This is a genomic window from Corynebacterium sp. HMSC035E02, assembly GCF_001836065.1.
GTDB lineage: Bacteria > Actinomycetota > Actinomycetes > Mycobacteriales > Mycobacteriaceae > Corynebacterium > Corynebacterium hiratae.
This window is the reverse complement of record NZ_KV827369.1, coordinates 33571-53640: the sequence shown is the minus strand read 5'-3', so window position 1 is coordinate 53640 and position 20070 is coordinate 33571. Positions and strand designations below refer to the sequence as shown.

The following is a 20070-nucleotide window of genomic DNA, read 5'->3' as shown; positions in this document are numbered from 1 at the left end:
GACTTCTCTTCCCCTTACGAATCGGTCAAACCTCTAGAGGGTCCAGAGGCCGGGTACATATGCGGTTAATAATACGGATTGTGGTAACTCATTGTATCCGAATCAACACATTATCTAACGCTGGCACGAGTCTCAACGTTAACAGGAGGGTTTAATACACCCGTTTATTACATTGCAAGCCCATTGGCGCTGAAAAATAGCCAGCCAATAAGTTGCGAAAGAACGGACAAAAGCAGGAACAAAACAATGATGGAAACATCGAGCGTGATGCCGCCCAATTGCAGCGGCGGAATCACCTTTCGCAGCGCTTTGACCGGCGGATCGGTGACCACGAAAAGCACCTCAGCAACCATCATGAACCAGCGGGGCGGGTTGAATTGGCGCGAAAAAGACTGGATCATTTCAATGACGATGCGCGCCAACAAAACCCACGAGTAAAGACTCACGGCGACGAGGAGAATTGAACCTAAAGCACTCACAATGCCTGAGCCTATCGGAATCACCCCCGCCAGCGGTACTCCCCTGCCCTAAGGTTCGCCCTCGGCGTACAGAGACAGCACCGCGGCAGCCATACCGCCGCCGAGAATGACTCTCCGATAAGGCCCCACGATGAAAACGACGAAACCGCCCCATCGCCTTCCGCCTCCCTTAAGCCAACACGGAGGAGAATAACGATGAAGCGGTTAAAGCCTGACGTCTCTAGCGCAGGTGTGCTGCTCGCTCCAGCTCCACGGTGGAGATATCAGCACCCTTCGGCACGATGGCAAAAACCTTGCGGCTGGTGTCCATGCCCTTGGTCAGGTTCTTCATGCGGCCTTCCAACGCGAAGCAGAGGCCAGCGGCAAAGTCCACGAAACGCTTGGCAGAGCCGCGGTCGGCATCGGTGAGTTCAAAGACCACTGCGTCACCGTCACGGAAAGGGCCGCCAACCTTTGCTGCATCATCAAAGGAGACGAGGGAGAGAGCCACGATGGTCGGGACAAACTCCTCTTCCTGCTTCTCGTAGGAAGGCGCGTAGGCCGGAGCGTTGTAGCTGCGCTCGTCGGCGTAGTAGGCATCGTCGGCGTCCATGTCCATCGGGCCCAGCCCGAAGAACTCTTTAGTCCTATCAATCAGTGACATTCTGGGTCTCCCTCTGACCTAGTGTGTTCTGTTCATTTGCTGTCTTGTAATGCAGTTTTACAATGACAATTAACCTAGCGGGCGGGCTCCCATGATTCCGGTTCCGACACGCACGATATCCGTTCCAGATGCAATCGCTGCCTCCATGTCGGCGCTCATGCCGGCGGACATTTTCAGGTCTCTCCCAAGCTTGGCCGCCACCTCATCCGTCAATGCCCTCATCTGGGTGAAAACCTCCGCCGGTTCGCTCTCCAGCGGTGGAACCACCATGAACCCACACAGCTGAAGGTTCTCCAGGTCTTCGACCAGATCCACCAGAGCAGGCACGCCCTCTAGCGGGCAGCCGCCACGCGCGGTATCACCGTCGGCGGATACCTGAATATAGACCGGAAGCGTGTCCTCACGCTGGCCGCGTTCCTGGGCAAGAGCCACGCCGCGGTCGAGTGCTCTGGCGAGTTTTTCTGAGTCAAGCGAGTGAACACTATGCGCCCACCGGGCCACGTGGTTCGCTTTCTTGGTCTGAATCTGGCCAATCATGTGGAACCGCATCTCGGGCAGGGCCTCCGCCTTGGCGCGCGCTTCCTGCTCGCGATTTTCCGCCACATCCGTGATTCCCAGCTCAGCTAGCAACGCGATGTCCTCGGCCGGGTGAAACTTCGTCACCGGCAGCAGCTGCGGGGCGGGGCGGCCAGCGGCCTCAGCGAAACGGTGAATAGCAGCGCGGGTGTTCTCCAGGCCAGCCCTCAGCTCTTCACGGCGCGCAGTATCGTTGTTCGTCATTAATCCTCCAACCAAATCACGCCGGCTTGGCGTCCGGTGACGCCCTCGCGGCGATAAGAAAAGAAATCTGTGTCCTCAATCGTGCAGCGCGGGTCCGATTCGATAGCCGTAACCCCCATCTCCATCAATTGACGAATCAGCCCAGCGCGCACGTCGACGCCCCAGGTACCCGACGCCGTGCGGGTCTTGGAGCCGGGCAGATGCTTCTCGACGTCATCCGCCATCGCCTCCGGCACCTCATAGTTCCGCCCAGAAGCGGCCGGCCCCATGAGCACCTGAATCGAGGCGGGGCGGGCCCCTAACTCAACCATGGTATCGACGGTATTGCGGACGATTCCGTTGCGCGCGCCAAGGCGCCCGGCGTGGGCGGCGCCGATGACGCCCGCGGAGACGTCGACAAGCAGCACCGGCGTGCAGTCCGCCACGAGAACGCCCAGGCCCAAGCGCTTTTCGGTGGTTACCACGGCATCGGTGGCCGGCACGGGCTCCTCGACGCCGCGGCGCTCGGCCCCCACCACCGTCACGGTGTTGGTGTGGAGCTGTTCCATCCACACGATGTCCTCTAAGCCCGTGGCACGGCGGAGCCGCTCGCGATTGGCGGCCACTGCGGCGGGGTCATCGCCAACGTGATCGCCGAGATTAAAAGAGTCATAAGGCGACGACGACGCCCCGCCGGCACGGCTTGTAAAAACCATGCGGACGGGGCGTCGTGCTGCGTGTGCTTCCTCGTTTACTGGCATGCACTCCAGAGTAGCTGGCTGGAACTAGCGCATGAAGGATGGCACGTCGAGATCGTCATCGCCGTCATCGTCGAAGTCACGACCTCGACGCTCCGTGGGGCGCGAGAGACGGTACTCATCATCGCCGCCGCGGCGGTAGTCCTCACCGCGGAAGCGATCCGAGGTGGTAAATAGTCCGCTCGACGGGGCCGGCTCTGCCGGCTGCTCGCGCTCGTAGGAGTGACGCGGGGCGTACTCTTCACGCTCAATGCGCTGGGAGTCAGCGCGCTGCGGTTCTGCGCGGGTGTACTCCTCGCGCGGGGCCTCGGTGCGGGGCGCGGCGGGGCTCTCAGGCTGTGCCTCAGCGCGGTGCTCGAAGAGGGAACCCGGACGTGCAGCCGGGGTAGCCTCCGCACCGTGTTGCTGCGTCTGGCCAGGCTGTGCCGGCTGGGAGGTCATGTTGGCCTGAGCATCGAAGCCGGTGGCGATGATGGTGACGCGGACTTCGTCACCAAGGTTGTCATCGATGATGGTGCCGAAGATGATGTTGGCGTCCTCGTCGGCGCGCTCCTCCACCATGGAGGCAGCGGCATTGACCTCGTGGAGGCCCAAGTCAGAGCCACCGGCGATAGACAGCAGAACGCCCTTGGCGCCCTCCATGGTCGACTCCAGCAGCGGAGAGTTAATAGCCTGCTCGGCGGCGTTGAGCGCGCGGTTATCGCCGCGGGCAAAGCCGATGCCCATGAGGGCGGAACCAGCGTCGGACATGACGGAGCGAACGTCCGCAAAGTCGACGTTGATCATGCCCGGGATGGTGATCAGGTTGGTAATACCCTGCACACCGTTGTGCAGGACTTCATCGGCGGCGCGGAAGGCTTCGACGATGGACAGCTCCTCGCCGCCCAGCTGCATGAGGCGATCATTCGGGATAACGATGAGGGTATCGCAGACCTCGCGCAGCTCCTCAATGCCGGCCATGGCCTGGCGGGTGCGGCGCGCGCCCTCGAACTTGAACGGGCGGGTAACGACACCGACGGTCAGGGCACCCATCTTCTTCGCGATGGAGGCGACCACCGGAGCGGCGCCGGTCCCGGTACCGCCGCCCTCGCCAGCCGTAACAAAGACCATGTCGGAGCCCTGGAGGGCGTCTTCAATTTCGGTCTTGTGATCCTCCGCGGAGGTCTTGCCTACCTCAGGGTTGGCGCCGGCGCCGAGGCCGCGGGTGGCCTCGCGACCGATGTCGAGCTTGGTATCCGCATCGGAGAAAATCAGCGCCTGGGAATCGGTGTTGATCGCCACGAACTGGACTCCCTTGAGCCCTTCTTCGATCATGCGGTTGACAGCGTTGACACCACCGCCGCCGACGCCGACGACCTTGATGTCCGCGAGGTTGTTGCTAGATGAGATCATACGAGGGTCTCTTGCCTTTCGAATAAGGTTTTAATGTAAACGAGGAGGCGCCCCTTTTTCTGAGAGGCGGTTACATCCATCTTTAACGACAACGGGGTAATTTCGGCGCACATTTTGCCGCGTGTCGGTACCCTCAACCTCTACTTTAGGGTTGCTGACATGCGGTTTTCTTAACAGGCGTCCCACCCGCCCCACTCGCGACGCGCTTAGCGACGAGTCACCAGCGACGGGTTCGAAATGTTCCAAGAATCGCCCTCGAGCTTGAGCACATCCTCAAAAGCAATGGCCTTGTTCGCGTTGTCTTCCGACGCACCCCAAAAGATGGTTTTGTCATCCTCCGTGCGGAAGGTCAGCGAATACCGGTCCTTAATTTCGAGGGCCGCGACCTTCTCCCGAATCGGCGCGGGGAGCGCAGCGACGGCGTCGACAGCCCCCTGCATCTCAGGCGAACCGGAGTCGGTGTGCCCTGTCAGCTCTACGGCTTCGGGTGGCGCTTCGTCCTCCACGAATTCCTTACCGTGGTTGTCCACCAAAATCGTCCTATCGCCCTGTCGTACATAAGCTACCGCCTCGTGCTCGACGAGCTCGATGTGGACGGTTGACGGGAAGGCCCGCGACACCGTCGCGCTCTCTACCCACGGCAGGGAGGCCACGCCGTGCGCGGCTTCGCGCGCATCCAGCCGCGCCAAATTAGAGCCCTTCACGACGCCACTGGCCTGCTCGACCTCCTCTGCCTCAACGTGATCATTTCCCACGACTTCGAAGGATGTCACCTTCAGGATGGGAAAAAGCCACACCGCCGCGGCAGCAACCGCCACTACGAGAAGCACCGCGCCTAGCGCGAGCGCCCCAGTCTTTTTAGACATTCGGTTCCTTCGGTTCCTCCGCGCCGCTCGCATTCTCAAGCGCCGACAAGATTTCACCCGCCACGTAGGTAACAGTTCCCGCGCCGATGGTAAGGACGATATCTCCGGGCTGCGCCAGGGAAATGACGTCGCCGGCAGCCTCAGAGAAATCCGGCTCGAAAATGACCGGCATGTCTTCGGGCATCTTGTCGGTGATAATGCGGGAGGTAATTCCTTCTACCGGCTTCTCGCGGGCGCCGTAGATGTCGAGGACGACGGCGGCGTCGGCAAGCGCCAAGGCCTGAGCAAACTCGGCGTCAAACTCCATGGTCCGGGAGTACAGGTGCGGCTGGAAGCAAGCGATCACGCGCGCACCCTCGCCCTCGGCGTCCGCCTTCGCGCGCGCTGCGGTGAGCACCGCAGACACCTCCGTGGGATGGTGGGCATAGTCATCGAAGACGCGGATCCCCTGGGCGCTGCCGCGGTACTCGAAGCGGCGGCGCACACCCGTAAAGTCGGTCAAGCCTGCAGCCAGTTCCGCCGGGTCTCCGCCAGCCAGCGCACCGGCCAGCAGGGCCGCCGCCGAGTTGAGCACCATGTGATGGCCTGGGACATGCAGGTCATAGGACAGCTCCTGTGGCGCCTGACCCGGCAAGGTCAGGCGAACGCGGACGTGCGCGCCGGCGGCGGAGACGGTTTCTTCTAGGATCTCCGCTGCCAGCGGCACGGAAGAATCCGCGGCTACCTCGCTGCGCGTGCCGTAGCCCAGCACCTGAATCCCGCGCTGAGCCGCCCGCTCACCCGTGGCGGCCGCATGCTCATCCTCGAGGCACACGACGAGGTAGCCGCCCTCAACCACGCGGTCGGCGAAATCATCAAAGACCCGATAGTAGCTCTCTGCCGTGCCGAAATAGTCGAGGTGATCAGGCTCGATGTTGGTGATGACTGCCACGAAGGGGCTGTAGCGCAGGAGGGAGGCATCGGATTCATCGGCTTCTGCCACGAAGGCGTCGCCAGTGCCGCCGTGCGCGTTGGTCCCAGCTCGGTTGAGTTGCCCGCCGATGGCGAAGGAAGGATCCATCCCCGCCTGCTGGAGCGCGGTGACCGCCATAGAGGTCGTCGAGGTCTTTCCGTGCGTGCCGGCGAGCAGCACCTGACGGTGGCCTTCCATGAGCTCAGCCAGCAGGTCCGAGCGACGGATCACTAGAATCCCGGCTTCCCGTGCCGCAACCAGCTCCGGGTTGTCCTGCGGGATGGCGGCGAAGGAGGTGACGACTACCGTCGGCTTGTCCCCAGCCAGATCGAGGTTCTCAGCCACGTGGCCGACGGCGACGTGCGCACCCATCGCGCGGAGGACGTCAACGGCCGTCGACTTCTTAACGTCCGAGCCGGTGACGACCGCGCCACGGCTAACCAGGATGCGCGCGAGGCCGGACATTCCGGAACCGCCGATGCCGACAAAGTGGACGCGGGACAGGTCCGTGGTGGCGGGGGTATCAGTCATGGTGAAAATTTCCTTCTTTAATAAACCTGTACTGTGCGCCTAGCCGCGGGTGTCGGCGGCGACGCGGTGCGCGATTCGGTCAGCGATCACCGCGGCGGCATCGCCGGCAGTGCTGGCGTCAGCAGCAGCACGCATGGCCGAAAGGGCGTCGGGATGGTCAAGGATAGCGCGAACTTCGGCGACAAGGCGCCCCGGAGTAAGCTCCGCGTCCGGTATCTGGACCGCGGCTCCCGCTTCCACCAGAGCCCGGGAGTTCAACGCTTGCTCGCCGTTGCCGTGCGGCAGTGGCACATAGATAGCGGGCAGGCCGGCCGCAGACACCTCAGCCACGGTCATCGCGCCGGAGCGGCAGACCATCACATCAGCAACGGCGAGCGCGCCGGCCATGTCATCGATATAGGGCACGGCCGTGTAGTGCTCGTGCTCAGTCGGCACCGTGTTCTTCTTGCCGTAGGCGTGCAGCACCTGGAAGTCTCGGCACAGATCCTCGAGCGCACCGGCGACGGCGGTGTTAATGCTCACCGCTCCCTGCGAACCGCCGGTAACCACGATGGTCGGGCGGCCTTCATCCAAGTCCCAATTCTGGCGCGCAGCAGCGGCCTTCGTACCATCCGGGTCCTCGGCCAAGCCCGGGCGAACCGGAATGCCCAGGACCTCGCCCGGCATGCCAGAACCCTCTTGGGCGTTGATTCCCGTGCCGCCAAGACGCACGCCCAGCTTATTAGCCATACCGGCCAAGGCATTCGTCTCGAGAACGAAGAACGGAATGCCCAAAGACTTCGCCGCCAGGTAAGCCGGCGCCGCAACGTAACCACCGGTGCCAAACACAGCGTTGGCCCCGACGTCCTTAAGCACCGCGCGAGTTTCCCGAACGGACTTGAGAATCCGCCAGGGCAGTTTCACCGCGTCAATGTTGATCTTTCGCGGGACAGGAACCGGAGTGATCATGCGCAGATCGACACCGCGAGCCGGCACGATATCGCTTTCCAGACCCCGCGGCGTACCCAAGGCGGTGACCCGCGCCCCGTGGCGTTGGCGTAGCTCCTCCCCCACCGCAAGCGCGGGCTCAATGTGTCCGGCGGTGCCGCCACCTGCTATGACGACGGAAATCGGCGTGTCATTCATGCACTACACGCTACCAGCGCCGCACTGCGCTACCGGCGCTCGCCGCGCCGATACTCCCGCCGCCCCTCCACGCGCGGCGCCTGCGACCGCTGAGAGCGCCCCGTCACCGCACGCCCGAAACGTTCCTCACGGCTGCGTTCCACGTGGCGTTGGGAGCGCTCGCGGTATGGGCGCTGGGAACGCCGAGCATCTGCGCGCTCGCGCGGGGCACGGTGCGCCCCGCCGCGCCGCTCGTTGGGCGGGGTCGGCTCTGGGATGAAGAAGATACGGTCAAAGAGCGGACGTCCAAAGTTCTGCATCGCGGACACCTGCAGCGGCTCGTGGCGTGCCACATTGCACAGCAGGCCCATCGAGCCGATGGTGATGACCGCAGCCGTACCACCCGCAGAAATCATCGGGAGCTGAATACCCGTCACCGGCAGCACACCGATGACGTAGCCGATGTTGATGAAGGCCTGCACGACAACACCCACCGACAGCGTGGCGGCCAGCAAGGACTGGAACTGGTCCTGCGCGCGGGTTGCGGTACGCAACCCAAAGTAGCCCAGCACGGCGAAAAGCACGATGACGAGCGCACCGCCCCAGAGGCCTAGCTCCTCACCGATAATGGCGAAGACGAAGTCGTTCTTGGCTTCTGGGAGGTAGAACCACTTGGCGCGTGATTGGCCGAGGCCAACGCCCCAGAAGCCGCCGTCGGCAAGCGAAAGAAAGCCCTGATAAGCCTGGAAACCGGTACCTTGTGTGTCCTCAATGTTGCCGCGCAGCGCATCAAAGTAAGTGTGGAAACGGTGCGAACGGAATCCACCCGCCAGGAAAACAGTGATCATGCCGATGGCGCCAAAGACGCCGACGACGACGGGCACACGCCAGTTCACGCCGGCGAATACGAGGGTGAAGACCACGATGAGAGCGAAGGATACGCCCATGCCCAAGTCACCTTGGGCCACGATGAGCACGAACATGATGCCGGCGATGATGGAATACATCATGAACGGATCCGTCAAGCGCATCGAACGATGTGTTTTATCCGCCAGCGCTGAGGCGCCATACATACCCACGGCGACGCGAGCGAACTCAGAGGGCTGGAAGGCCACACCGCCCGGCAACATGATCCACGACTGTGAACCGACCTCCGCGCGGCCGGTACCGATACCGGGCACAAGCACGAGGATAAGCAGCAGGATGGATAGCCCCAAGAACCACGGTACGAGCGCCCGCAACGTGCGCGGCGATATGCGGAGGCCTATCCAGAACACGATGAGGCCGGCGGCGACCAACACGCACTGGCGCAAAGCGGCCGACCACGGGCTATCGGTCTCCGACAGGGACGTCGCCATCGACGAAGAGAAGGCCATGAGTACGCCGATGCCGATGAGCGAGAAGATCGCGATGCGCAGCATCAGGTAGTCAAGCCCCGGGTAGGCGCGCAGGCGCTCGCGAAGATCACGCAGGCGGTGGCCCAGCGTGCGGTGTGGCTTCTGGGTGCTGGTGGCAGTCACGGCTTCTGGGTGCTCCTAGCTAGCGGGCGAGGCGGCGGGCAGCGGCGGCAAACATGTCGCCGCGTTGGCTCATTCCGGTGTACATGTCCAACGATGCCGCAGCGGGCGCCAAAAGTACGGTATCGCCGGCTTCGGCGTGTTGCACGGCGGCGCTCACGGCCTGGTCCATAGCGATCTGCGGGTCATGACTGTCCACGATGACGAGAGGCACGTGGGGTGCCGCCTTGACGAGGGCCTGGGCCAGCACGTGCTTGTCGACGCCCACCAGAACCGCCGCCTTCAGCCGCGCAGCGTGGGTACGCAGGAGGTCCGAGACATCTGCGCCTTTGAGCTGACCACCGGCGACCCACACCACGGAGTCAAGACCACGCATGGCCACCTCCGCGGCGTGCGGATTCGTCGCCTTGGAATTGTCGATGTAGGTCACGCCACCATGACGGTGGACAACCTCACCGCGGTGCCCGGCCACCACGTAGGCGTCGAGGCCCTCCGCGATGGACTCAGGCTGAGCGCCGGCAAGCGCGGCAACCGCCGCGGCAGCAGCGGCATCCAGCACCCCAGCAAGACCTGCGGGCTGGATGGTGGTGACATCCTCCACCACTGCCGCGTGCAGTCCGGCGACCTCATTGACCACGAGGCTGCCGGCGCTCACGCCGACTTCGCCCGGGGCGGGCTCGGCGTGGGTAAAGGCGGTGGCGCTGGATAGAGAGGCGGCAAGCGCTCGAACGTGCTCGTCGTCCTTTCCATAAACGGCGTGCGTGCCGCGCAAGATCTTCGCCTTATCCGCCGCGTAGGCCTCGAAGGAGCCGTGCCAATCGAGGTGGTCATCGGCGAGGTTGAGCAGCGCTCCCACATCCGGGCGCAGCTGGGAGGCCCAGTGCAGCTGGAACGAGGACAGTTCCGCGACGAGGATATCCACGCGGGGCTCGGCGGCCAGGGCATCAAAAGACGAGACCCCGATATTTCCTACGGCCTGCGCGCGCTGCCCGGATCGCTGCTCGTCAGCGGCCATGATGGCAGCGAGCATCCCCGTCGTTGTGGTCTTGCCGTTGGTACCTGTGATCGCGAGCCAGCGGCGGGAGGGCCCAAATACCTCTGCCTGGTCAAGGCGGTAGGCCAGCTCCACGTCACCGATGACCTCAAGGCCGCGGGAAGCTGCGGCGGCGAGCAACGGCGAATCCGGGCGCCACCCCGGCGAGGTCACGACGAGGGAGTAATCCGACAGGTCTACTGCTGCTGTGTCCACGGTGGCAACGTCGAGCTCGGCGGCGAGGCGAGCGCGGGATTCCTGGTTTCCATCAGCCACCGTGACGTCCACGCCTAGGTGGTCCAGGACCGCAGCACAGCCGCGGCCGGAAACGCCGGCACCGGCGATGAGGACCCGGCCAGAGAGGAAGTCGGGGCGCGTCATGCGCCGACACCTATACCTGTGGAGGTCAGCCATTCACCGTAGAAGATGGCCACGCCGGCCATCGCCGCCATCGCGGCCAGCAACCAGAAACGGACAACCACAGCAGTCTCCGCCCAACCGCCGTTTTCAAAGTGGTGATGGATCGGGGCCATGCGGAAGAAGCGCTTGCCGGTGGAATGGAAGACCACGATCTGAATGACAACGGACACCGTCTCGATAACGAACAGGGCGCCGATAATCACCATGAGAAGCTCGGTACGGCTGGTGACCGAAATGCCGGCAACCAATCCGCCGAGCGCCAGGGAGCCGGTGTCTCCCATGAAGATCTTGGCGGGCGCGGCATTCCACCATAAAAAGCCGAGGCAGGCACCGAGGCCCGCCGCCGCGAGCACGGCGAGATCGAGGGGATCGCGCACCTGGTAGCAGCCTGCCGCAAAGTTGGTGGCGCAGGAATAGCGGAACTGCCAGAAGGTCATCAGCGAGTAGGAGCCCATGACAATCGCCGTCACTCCTGCGGCAAGACCGTCGAGGCCGTCGGTGAGGTTGACCGCGTTCGACCACGCCGCAATGAGGAAGTACATGAAGATCAAGAACACGATGGTTCCGATCACAACGCCGCCAACCGCAAAGTCGAAAGTTTTCAAATCGCGGATGAACGACAGCTTGGTGGAGCCAGGAGTCAGGCCCGCATCATTGGGGAAACGCAGCACAAGAAAGCCAAAGAGGAGGGCCAGTACCAGCTGGCTGACCAGCTTCGCGGTCTTGTTGAGACCTAGGTTGCGCTTCCGGAAGAGTTTGATGAAGTCATCCGCAAATCCCACCGCGCCCAAGCCCAGCGTCAGTCCGAGGACGAGCAGACCCGAAGCAGTAAACCCCCCGTGGCCCGTCAGCATTCCATAAAAACCAACCACGAGATAAGCCACCAAGATACCGGCCAGAATAGCCAGGCCGCCCATCGTCGGCGTACCCCGCTTCCGCAGGTGGGACTTGGGTCCGTCCTCGCGGATCTCTTGACCGCGACCGGAGTCGGAAAAGTATCGGATGAGAACCGGGGTGGTAAAGATCGCCACGAGGAAGCTAACCGCACCAGCGATGATGATCTGAGTCACGAGCTTGAAGTCCTTTCTAGCGGCTAGCTGTGGTTCAGCTGCTCCGCGACCAACCAGAGGCGCTGGGCATTGGAGGCCTTAATCAAGACCACGTCCTTAACGCTACGGCTAGCCCAATCATCGACCCCTGCCGGGGCCGCGCGCAGAATGCCGTCGACCGCCCGAGCGGCAGCCGCGGCATCGGCGCACACCATTGTATTTATACCTTGCTGCGCAGCCGCCTCAGTCATTGCCCGACAGTTGGGGTTCTCCCCCACCGCGACGAGGTGCTCCACGTGGTATTTGGCCAATATCTCCCCGAGCTGGCGGTGCGATTGTTCGGCATCGCTGCCGAGCTCTCCCATCTCACCAAGCACCGCGATGGAGCGGGCATCGGGGCGTGCTGCTGCGGTATAGGCCAAGGCGGCAATCGCCGCGCGCATCGAATCCGGGTTGGCGTTGTAGGAATCATCAATGATGGTGACGCCATCGCGGCGCGTGCGCACGTCCATGCGGTGCTCGGAGGCTAGGCGGTGCCCAGACAGCGCAGCCGCTACCGTGGCTGCCGATACCCCCAGCTCGATGGCTGCGGCTGCCGCGGCCAGTGCATTAGACACCTGGTGGGAACCAAATACCTGCAGCTTCACTGCAACTGGCTCAGCGTTGGGGCTGTGGAGGACAAAGGAGGGGCGGGCCACGTCATCGAGCTCGATGTTGGTGGCATAGTACTGTGCCGCCGGCGCGCCGCCGCGGCGGTTATCCGTGGAGTAGTACACCACTTTGGCCCCCGTGCGCGTCGCCATTGCGGCGACGAAAGGATCGTCGGCGTTGAGGACGGCCACACCGCCCGCTTCCGCGCTCGGCAGAGCCTCCACCAGCTCTCCCTTGGCCTGCGCGATATTCTCGCGCGAGCCAAACTCGCCGAGGTGCGCGGAGCCGACGTTAAGGACCACGCCGACGCGCGGAGCGGTGATTTCGGTGAGGTGGCGGATGTGCCCGATACCGCGGGCCGACATCTCCGCCACGAGGTAGCGCGTGTGCTCATCACAGCGCAGAGCCGTATACGGAAGCCCAATTTCATTGTTGAAGGAGCCGGGCGGGGCGACGGTCTCCCCCACCTCGCGGAAGATGGTGGCGATGAGGTCCTTGGTCGAGGTCTTGCCCGCCGATCCCGTCACTCCCACGATGGTCAAATCCTGCTCTGTCGCCAGCCGCTGCGTTACTGCGCGGGCCAGCGCGGACAACGCCTCGACGACGGCGGCGGCGGAGCCATCGACATCGTTGGCATAGATATCGGCGTTGGCTCCGTCACCTTCTACGCGTCCGCGCGGCTCCACGACGATGGCGGGTACACCCACCGGCCGGGCAGCCAAGACGGCGACGGCTCCCTTCTCCACCGCGGTGTGGGCGTAATCGTGGCCATCGACGCGGGCTCCGGGCAGTGCCACGAAGAGTCCACCCGGAGTGACCTTGCGAGAATCGAACTCAACAAAGCCGGTCACTGGGGTCTCTGGCTCGTCGACGCTATCCAGGCGGCCGCCCGTGATCTGAGCTATCTCAGCGAGGCTTAACGCAATCATGCTTGCTCCTTGGATTCTTCGGTACTCAGGGTAGTCGCTGTCATCGCGGCATCAAGTGCACGCGCCATCTCTTCGCGGTCGTCGAAGTGGTGGACGGTATCACCAATCAGCTGTCCTACTTCGTGGCCCTTGCCGACGACGATGACGGCATCGCCCGGCTGTGCCCACGCCACGACCTCGTCGATGGCTTTGGCACGGGAGCCGACCTCCCGGATATCGGCCTCCGGGTTCGCTTCGCGCGCTCCCGCGAGCACTGCCGCGCGGATAGCTGCTGGGTCCTCGGTGCGGGGGTTGTCATCGGTGATCACGACCATATCGGCGCCCTTCGCAGCAGCCGCCCCCATGAGCGGGCGCTTGGAAGAATCGCGGTCACCTCCCGCGCCGACGACAATGCCGATCCGGCCGCTGCTGCCTTCCAGCTGCGCACGCAGGGTATCGAGGACCGCGGCGACCGCAGCTGGCTTGTGCGCATAATCGACCACGGCGACAAACTGCTGGCCGCGGTCGATGCGCTCCATGCGGCCCGGAACCGCCACCTTTTCTACGCCTTCCAAGAAGACGCGCGGCTCGATGCCACTGGCTGCGGCCATGCCGGTGGCCAAGGCCGCATTGGCGATGTTGAAAGTGCCCGGCATGGGCAGCCGGAATTCATAGGAACCAGCGTGCTCTCCGGTGGACACCGTCAGCTCCACCTGCTGTGCGCCGGTGGCCTCAGTGCTGAGTTGGCGGGCGGTGATGTCCGCCTCGGTGGCCTCCGCGCTCGTGGACACTGTCATGACCGGACGCGCCGCGGCGCGCTGCGCCATGCGTCGCCCCCACTCGTCGTCGACACAAACAACGGAGCGGTCGGCGGCCTGGGGACCGTCGAAAAGCATGGCCTTCGCCTCGAAGTAATCCTCCATCGTAGGGTGGAAGTCGAGGTGGTCCTGGCTCAAGTTAGTGAATCCGCCAACGGCAAAGCGCGTTCCCTGGACGCGGCCCAGGGAAAGCGCGTGAGAGGACACCTCCATGACCACGTGCGTTACCCCTTCGTCCACCATGCGGGCGAAGAGCTCTTGCAATGTGGGGGCCTCTGGAGTCGTCAGCGAGGTAGGCACCGGCTCCCGGTTAATGCGAGTGCCCGTGGTGCCGATCAGGCCCACCGACAAGCCCGCGTGCAAAAGCCCCGCTTCCAGCAGGTAACTCGTCGTAGTTTTACCGGACGTACCCGTCACGCCAAGAATGGTGAGCTTTTCAGTGGGGTGCCCATAGATCTCCGCGGAAACGTGTCCGAGGATGGCGCGGATATCCTCGACCACGAGAAGTGGGCGTGTTTCTCCCGCTTCGGCAAGGATGCGTTGGCCTTCCGGGTCGGTCAGAATCGCGGCTGCTGCGGTGTCTGCGGCATAGCGTGCGCCATGAACGCGCGTTCCCGGAAGCGCAGCGAAGAGTCCACCAGGTGGCAGGGTTGCAGAGTTTAGTCCGCAGGAGCCCACGGTGGTCGAGGCATCCCCGATCACGGTGCCCGAAGAAATTTCTGCTAAACGATCAAGGCTGATGCTGCTGGTCACGGTGCGTCCTCTTCTCTATCTCTGTAGGTTATTCGCGGCCGGAGCTATCTATTCGGCACGCAAGGTCAGGTGCGGTGCTGGTGGGGAAGGCGGAATATTGTCACGATCAAGCAGCCAGGATGCGATATCACTGAACACAGGCGCTGCAGACTGGCCGCCGGAGCCATCGTCGTTGACACCGGATTCGGGCTCGTCCAGCATGACTGCGACGACAAAGCGGGGATCGTCGGCAGGCGCGATGCCCGCGAACGTGATCCAGTACTTGGAGTTCGAGTATGCTCCCGTCTCCTCGTCGACCTTTTGCGCGGTACCAGTCTTGCCGGAGAGCTGATAGCCCTCGATCTGCGCGTTGCCGGCTGTACCGTTGTTCAGCCCCTGCGGATCCTCCTGGAAGACCGCACGGAACATGTCCACGACAGTGCGCGCAGTTTCGGGACTGACCACGCGGGTGGTCTCGGGCTTCTCTAGTTCTTCCTTAGTCCCGTCAGGCGCGGTGATCGAATCAATGATGCGCGGCTCAATGCGCTCACCGTCGTTGGCCAGGGTCTGATAGATGGAGGCCAACTGCAGGGCAGTCCATGACTGGCCCTGGCCGATGGGCAGGTTAGCGAAGGTACCGCCGGACCACTGCGAACGGTCAGGTACGAGGCCTGGAGACTCGTTGGGCAGCTCAATGCCGGAAGTCTGGCCGAGGCCGAACTTCTTGAGGTAGTCAGCGTATTTATCCTGGCCAAGACGATCTGCCAACATCAACGTTCCCACGTTCGATGACTTACCGAAGACGCCCGTCGTGGTGTAGGGCTCAACGCCGTGCGGCCAGGCATCGTTCACAGTCACCCCAGCCATGTCGATGGAGCCGGGAACCTGGAGGACCTCATCGGGGTTGGTGAGGCCCTCCTCAATGGTTGCCGCGGCGGTGATGATCTTTGCCACCGAACCCGGCTCAAAGGGGTGGGATACGGCGAGGTTGTCGAAGGTCTTATCCTTCTCCAGCTGCTTTTCGATGTCCTTGTTCGGGTCGATGGTGCCGGTATTCGCCATAGCCAGAACCTGACCCGTGGCGGCATCCAGAACGACTGCCTCGGCGCTCTTTGCCTTCGAATTAGCCTTGGCCTTTTCCAGCTTCTGCTGAACGTAGGTCTGCAGATCCAGATCGAGCGTCAACGTGACGTTCTTGCCGTCGGTGGTGGGCACCTGATCGCGAAGGGTACCGGGAATGACCTGACCGCTGGCTGAAACGTCTTCGGTGGAGCTGCCGTCAATACCCGTCAGTGTGGTATCGCCGGAGGCCTCAAAGCCGAACTGGCCTTGGCCGTCCATGGATACCTTGCCGATGACGTTCTCTGCGATAGCACCATTGGGGTACTGGCGGATCTGCTGCTCATCAGCGGCGAGACCGTGGTAGTCCTCGGAGATGGCCACCGCGACATCCGGATCGACGTTGCGCACGAGGACCTCATATTGAGTATCGGCACGGAGCTTGTCCATGATTTGCTCCGAATCCACGTCCCCGGCATCGATGCCGGCTTCCTTCAGTTTGTTCGGGATGCCCTCCGACATGTCAGTGAGCCGCTCTGTCACCTTGTCGTCGAGGAAAGCCTCTTTGGCATCGGGTGCCAACGACTCAAAGTGAGCCTCGCCGGCGGCCTTTTGCTCTTCCTGTTCACGGAGCTCATCTCGCAGGCGCGTAGGTGACACGGTCAAGGATCGGGCGCGCATCGTGTAGGCCAACCGCTGGCCGTCGCGCGCGAGGATCTCGCCGCGCCCGGCCGTATCGACATAGACGCGGGTTCTCTGCGCAGCGGCCTTCGCCGCCAAGTCAGGTCCCCACACTATCTGGACCCACGCGAGGCGCCCCATCCACGCCAGCATCACCACGAGCAGCAAAGCCGCGATGACGTGTACACGACGGCGCATCGTCTTCTGCTGGCTCATGAAGGGCTTGCCGGTGCGCGGATTCCGTGAACGGGTCGCGGGAACGACGCGGTCGGCGTCGTAACGCTGCCGTGGTTGGTGAGAGGTACCGCGCGGTTGGGCGGCACGGGCGGCGGAAGCGCGCCTCGGGCGCGGGCCACCGGAGTGTGGTGGGGTCACACGTCACCTTTCTGTCTGCAGCGAAGATGGGTCAATAATCAGTGGTTCATCCCGAATTGTGCCCTATTATCGCCGCCCGCCCACGCAGGCACGCGCGGAGCGGGGATGGAATCTACCCGCGGGCGGCGTAGGGAGCCTGGGCCGGGATGTCCGGCAGTTCTACGTTCCCTTCGGCCGGCTGTCCGTCATTGGTGGATTCACCGCTGTCTGGGTGGCTGTCCGAACGAGACGCACCCGACTCGGCGCCTTCGCGCTCGCGGTTCCTCTCGCTCAGCGTCGGACGGGCGTTCAGGTTATCGGATACGTTCGCCGTCGCGTGTGGGTCACTCGAGGCCTGACCCGGGCGGACCGGTTCGCCGTTTACGTCGATGACAGATTCCATATCCGGGGTGGCTTCGCGCTTCTGTTCCACGTTTCCGTCTGCGTCGACTTCCACTACGCCAGGCTGAACCGGGACGCCCATCTTGGCCTCGTGGGCGCGGCGGGCGACGTCCGACGCCGAACGCACGTTCTCCAAGTCTCGGTTCAGAGTCTCCAGCTGGTTATCGAGCGTGGATTCGTGGGCAGTAAGCTCCTGAATCTTAAAGGTCTGGGACGTCGACAGGCCGGAGAGCCACATCGCCGCAGCCACACCAGTGATGAGCAGGCCAATGGCGATGAAAGAAAGGCGAGCGAAAAGGCCAGTAACCCGCGTGGGCTGTACGACGCGGCGCCCACGATTGCTCACTACCTGCTTCGAACCGAGGCGGTTCCCTCGCAGACCCGTTCCGACCCGGCGGGCGGGCACAGTACTGCGATGCGGCGTGCGACTGGGCAACGGGGTGGTGCGGCGCCCCCGCTCCAGCAGCGCGGTTCCCTGACCGGAGAAATCAGATCCGGTGGTGAAATCGCGGCTAGCTCCCATGGTGTGGGTCCTCTCGTGGTCGCGGTGGTACGTTGCCTGTGCGGTTCGGTCTCTCAGCGTCATGGCCTACCTCCCGGTTCATGAAAAGACGGACTGCCCTCGAGGCGCTCGAGTGCGCGTACCCGGACGGACGCTGCCCGCGGGTTCTCTGCAATCTCCTCCTCGCTCGCCTTCTCCGCGCCACGCGTCACGCTGGAATAGTGCGCCGCCGTGCCCGGAAGGTCCATGGGAAGCCCCGGCGGAGTCGTCGAGGTGCTGAGCTTGGTGAAGGCATGCTTGACGATGCGATCTTCGAGCGACTGGTAGCTCATGAACACCGCGCGGCCGCCGACGGACAGGGCATCCGTAATCACGGGAATGACCTGTTCGACCGCCTCAAGCTCGCGGTTGACCTCAACGCGCAGCGCCTGGAAGGTGCGCTTCGCGGGGTGGCCACCGGTGCGACGCGTCGCTGCGGGAATCGTGGCGTACAACAGCTCAACCAAGCGGGCTGAGGTAGTAAAAGGTTCCTTTTCTCTTTCCTTTATTACTGCCGAAGCAATCTTGCCGGCAAAGCGCTCATCGCCATAGGTTTTGAGGATGCGGGCGAGGTCACCGTGGCTATAGGTGTTGAGTACGTCGGCGGCAGTCATTCCCTGGCGCGGGTCCATGCGCATATCCAGCGGGGCGTCGGTCTTGTACGCAAACCCACGCTCCACCTGGTCAAGCTGCATGGAGGACACACCCAGATCAAACAATGCCCCTGCAATGCCGTGTTCTCGCGCGATAGAAAAAATCTCATGGTCACCCTGCGCAATGGCACGACCGACCTCATCGAAGCGAGCGTTGACGCCGACGAAGCGGTCGGCGAAGGGGGTGAGACGTCGAGAAGCACTGCTCAACGAGGCGGAGTCACGGTCCACACCGATAATTCGCGCGTTAGGAAAGCTGTTGAGGAAGTATTCGCTGTGGCCACCAGCCCCCAAGGTGCCGTCCACGATGACGGCGTGCTCCCCCGCTGCTTCGACGGCCGGAGCAAGCAGCTGAGCCATACGCGCACGCATAACGGGGACATGGCCGTGGTTGTCATTCACGTCATAGGTAATGGTGCCGTTGTGGTCCACAGTTGCTGTCCCCCTTTCCATTCAGGCGCCTGAGGCCGCTATCAGATCTGTTCGATAAAAAATCGAGTGCGTATAGGGCCCTGTCCGAGGAAGGGTTCTGATGTCGGGGAAGTACACCAGCTCATCCTCCTCGGGCAGAGTCCATACACGCACTCTCTGTGTGCCAGGAAGCTCTACAGCAGCCCGGCAAGTACGTCATCGGCGTCTGCCGCCGAGTAAGCGTCTTCAGTTTGCGCCTGGTATTCAGCCCACGCGGCTGCGTCCCAGATTTCGAGGAAGTCAACCGAGCCCACAACTACGCATTCCTTCGTCAGGTTTGCGTACTCACGGTGCCCTGCGGACAGTGTGATACGCCCGTGCCCATCGGGACGTTGCTCGTCCGCACTCGCTGCCAAGTTACGGATGAACGCACGCGCTTCTGGGTTGGTACGTGACACGGCCGCCGCTTTCCTAGCTCGCGCCGCGAACTCCTCCCGCGGGTATACCGCGAGCGAATGATCCTGACCTTTGGTGACCATGAGGCCGCCAGCCAGTTCTTCGCGAAACTTTGCCGGAAGCGTGAGCCGTCCTTTGTCATCGAGCTTGGGAGTGTAGGTGCCGAGAAACATCCCCGGGTCCACCTTCCTGTCACTCGAAAACTCCGGATTCCTCTCGCGACAAGAGAGCAACTCTCCTCCGCTACGCCCCACTCTACCCCACTTTCCCCCACCACCCACACCTTTATCGCCGCAACAATCTGCGTGTCGCAATAAATGCGCAGCTCATAAGCAGTTTTTCCAGTGGGAAGTTTTCCCAGACTTCCCTTGACACACCCCTCAAACAGTCCCCACTTCCACTAGTTCACTTGCGCACCTTTGACCCCTTAAGGCGAGTTTCGCCCCATAGTCCCCAATTTCCTGCCGCTTTTGTCGCTTTCACGCGCCCCAAAGGGACACTCCCCCACCACACCCCGCCGATCCCTAGGCCAAGTGGGACAAAGTGGGGAATCTTGGTGGGGCAAAGTGGGAAATGCGGGAAAATCACGCAGAGAACGCGGCGCCGCCGAGGTCATTGGCAATTCCGGGCGATGTTCTTGCGTCGGTCCCTTGGAGAAGGGCGGAGCGCATTCATACCTAAGCGCCTAAGCGGATGCCACGCTCGAGCTTTCCCCATGGCACCCACGGCCCGCCCGTGACCGCCGCGCAGCACTTCCCCCAAGCTTTTGCGGATGAGGCGGTGCAGCAATCGCATGAGGGCTTTACTTCGATCGTTGAGAGTTCTACCCTGAGGCCTCCACAACGAAACTCTCGCCGATCAACGCCGCCTTCGTTCGCGCGTCGGAATTGGCAGACCGCTC

At 63.0% G+C, this 20070-nt stretch carries 17 protein-coding genes; all 17 read right to left on the bottom strand.

Annotated features, from left to right (window positions below):
• Positions 1-167: 167 nt before the first annotated feature.
• The gene (locus HMPREF2635_RS09840) at positions 168-479 is read right to left on the bottom strand and encodes a YggT family protein (RefSeq protein WP_049155268.1); all 312 of its coding nucleotides are present in this window, start codon (positions 477-479) and stop codon (positions 168-170) included.
• A 220-nt stretch (positions 480-699) separates the two neighbouring features.
• Entirely contained in the window at positions 700-1122 is a 423-nt protein-coding gene (locus HMPREF2635_RS09835) for a cell division protein SepF (protein ID WP_046647975.1), read from the bottom strand.
• Between the two features lie 69 nt (positions 1123-1191).
• Positions 1192-1902 carry a YggS family pyridoxal phosphate-dependent enzyme gene (locus HMPREF2635_RS09830; protein WP_049155267.1) on the bottom strand — a complete coding sequence of 237 codons (711 nt, stop codon included), beginning with the start codon at positions 1900-1902 and terminating at the stop codon, positions 1192-1194.
• Positions 1902-2642, bottom strand: coding sequence for a peptidoglycan editing factor PgeF (gene pgeF, locus HMPREF2635_RS09825; RefSeq protein ID WP_049155266.1), 741 nt, complete (start codon positions 2640-2642; stop codon positions 1902-1904). Before pgeF ends, HMPREF2635_RS09830 begins: the two co-directional genes overlap by 1 nt.
• A 24-nt stretch (positions 2643-2666) precedes the next feature.
• Positions 2667-4031 carry a cell division protein FtsZ gene (gene ftsZ, locus HMPREF2635_RS09820; RefSeq protein ID WP_049155264.1) on the bottom strand — a complete coding sequence of 455 codons (1365 nt, stop codon included), beginning with the start codon at positions 4029-4031 and terminating at the stop codon, positions 2667-2669.
• 206 nt (positions 4032-4237) lie between these two features.
• Entirely contained in the window at positions 4238-4897 is a 660-nt protein-coding gene (locus HMPREF2635_RS09815) for a cell division protein FtsQ/DivIB (RefSeq protein WP_082254447.1), read from the bottom strand.
• A complete protein-coding gene (gene murC, locus HMPREF2635_RS09810) occupies positions 4890-6380 on the bottom strand; it encodes a UDP-N-acetylmuramate--L-alanine ligase (RefSeq protein ID WP_070512460.1) in 1491 nt (496 codons plus the stop codon). The genes HMPREF2635_RS09815 and murC overlap by 8 nt, the downstream gene beginning before the upstream one ends.
• A gap of 39 nt (positions 6381-6419) precedes the next feature.
• On the bottom strand, positions 6420-7505 hold the full coding sequence (gene murG / locus HMPREF2635_RS09805; RefSeq protein WP_049155258.1) for an undecaprenyldiphospho-muramoylpentapeptide beta-N-acetylglucosaminyltransferase: 1086 nt from the start codon (positions 7503-7505) through the stop codon (positions 6420-6422).
• 29 nt (positions 7506-7534) lie between these two features.
• A complete protein-coding gene (locus HMPREF2635_RS09800; RefSeq protein ID WP_049155255.1) occupies positions 7535-9004 on the bottom strand; it encodes an FtsW/RodA/SpoVE family cell cycle protein in 1470 nt (489 codons plus the stop codon).
• A 19-nt stretch (positions 9005-9023) separates the two neighbouring features.
• On the bottom strand, positions 9024-10415 hold the full coding sequence (gene murD, locus HMPREF2635_RS09795) for a UDP-N-acetylmuramoyl-L-alanine--D-glutamate ligase (RefSeq protein WP_070512459.1): 1392 nt from the start codon (positions 10413-10415) through the stop codon (positions 9024-9026).
• Complete coding sequence (gene mraY, locus HMPREF2635_RS09790; protein WP_049155252.1) at positions 10412-11524, bottom strand: phospho-N-acetylmuramoyl-pentapeptide-transferase; 1113 nt, start codon at positions 11522-11524, stop codon at positions 10412-10414. The genes murD and mraY overlap by 4 nt, the downstream gene beginning before the upstream one ends.
• A 23-nt stretch (positions 11525-11547) precedes the next feature.
• Positions 11548-13083 (bottom strand): UDP-N-acetylmuramoyl-tripeptide--D-alanyl-D-alanine ligase, encoded by a 1536-nt coding sequence (murF, locus tag HMPREF2635_RS09785; RefSeq protein ID WP_049155250.1) that lies wholly within the window; start codon positions 13081-13083, stop codon positions 11548-11550.
• Positions 13080-14633, bottom strand: a complete 1554-nt coding sequence (locus HMPREF2635_RS09780) for a UDP-N-acetylmuramoyl-L-alanyl-D-glutamate--2,6-diaminopimelate ligase (RefSeq protein WP_049155248.1) — start codon at positions 14631-14633, stop codon at positions 13080-13082. The genes murF and HMPREF2635_RS09780 overlap by 4 nt, the downstream gene beginning before the upstream one ends.
• Before the next feature lie 48 nt (positions 14634-14681).
• A complete protein-coding gene (locus HMPREF2635_RS09775; RefSeq protein WP_049155442.1) occupies positions 14682-16550 on the bottom strand; it encodes a peptidoglycan D,D-transpeptidase FtsI family protein in 1869 nt (622 codons plus the stop codon).
• Positions 16551-16839: 289 nt separating this feature from the next.
• Positions 16840-17694, bottom strand: a complete 855-nt coding sequence (locus HMPREF2635_RS09770) for a cell division protein FtsL (RefSeq protein ID WP_049155246.1) — start codon at positions 17692-17694, stop codon at positions 16840-16842.
• On the bottom strand, positions 17691-18734 hold the full coding sequence (rsmH, locus tag HMPREF2635_RS09765; protein ID WP_070512456.1) for a 16S rRNA (cytosine(1402)-N(4))-methyltransferase RsmH: 1044 nt from the start codon (positions 18732-18734) through the stop codon (positions 17691-17693). Before rsmH ends, HMPREF2635_RS09770 begins: the two co-directional genes overlap by 4 nt.
• Positions 18735-18907: 173 nt before the next feature.
• Positions 18908-19342 carry a division/cell wall cluster transcriptional repressor MraZ gene (gene mraZ, locus HMPREF2635_RS09760; RefSeq protein WP_046647963.1) on the bottom strand — a complete coding sequence of 145 codons (435 nt, stop codon included), beginning with the start codon at positions 19340-19342 and terminating at the stop codon, positions 18908-18910.
• Between the last annotated feature and the right edge of the window lie 728 nt (positions 19343-20070).

Coding starts and splice junctions, on each gene's coding strand:
- HMPREF2635_RS09835 (WP_046647975.1), bottom strand. CDS start 1,122: ATGTCACTGATTGATAGGACTAAAGAGTTCTTCGGGCTGGGCCCGATG.
- HMPREF2635_RS09830 (WP_049155267.1), bottom strand. CDS start 1,902: ATGACGAACAACGATACTGCGCGCCGTGAAGAGCTGAGGGCTGGCCTG.
- pgeF (WP_049155266.1), bottom strand. CDS start 2,642: ATGCCAGTAAACGAGGAAGCACACGCAGCACGACGCCCCGTCCGCATG.
- ftsZ (WP_049155264.1), bottom strand. CDS start 4,031: ATGATCTCATCTAGCAACAACCTCGCGGACATCAAGGTCGTCGGCGTC.
- HMPREF2635_RS09815 (WP_082254447.1), bottom strand. CDS start 4,897: ATGTCTAAAAAGACTGGGGCGCTCGCGCTAGGCGCGGTGCTTCTCGTA.
- murC (WP_070512460.1), bottom strand. CDS start 6,380: ATGACTGATACCCCCGCCACCACGGACCTGTCCCGCGTCCACTTTGTC.
- murG (WP_049155258.1), bottom strand. CDS start 7,505: ATGAATGACACGCCGATTTCCGTCGTCATAGCAGGTGGCGGCACCGCC.
- murD (WP_070512459.1), bottom strand. CDS start 10,415: ATGACGCGCCCCGACTTCCTCTCTGGCCGGGTCCTCATCGCCGGTGCC.
- murF (WP_049155250.1), bottom strand. CDS start 13,083: ATGATTGCGTTAAGCCTCGCTGAGATAGCTCAGATCACGGGCGGCCGC.
- HMPREF2635_RS09775 (WP_049155442.1), bottom strand. CDS start 16,550: ATGCGCCGTCGTGTACACGTCATCGCGGCTTTGCTGCTCGTGGTGATG.
- HMPREF2635_RS09770 (WP_049155246.1), bottom strand. CDS start 17,694: ATGACGCTGAGAGACCGAACCGCACAGGCAACGTACCACCGCGACCAC.
- mraZ (WP_046647963.1), bottom strand. CDS start 19,342: ATGTTTCTCGGCACCTACACTCCCAAGCTCGATGACAAAGGACGGCTC.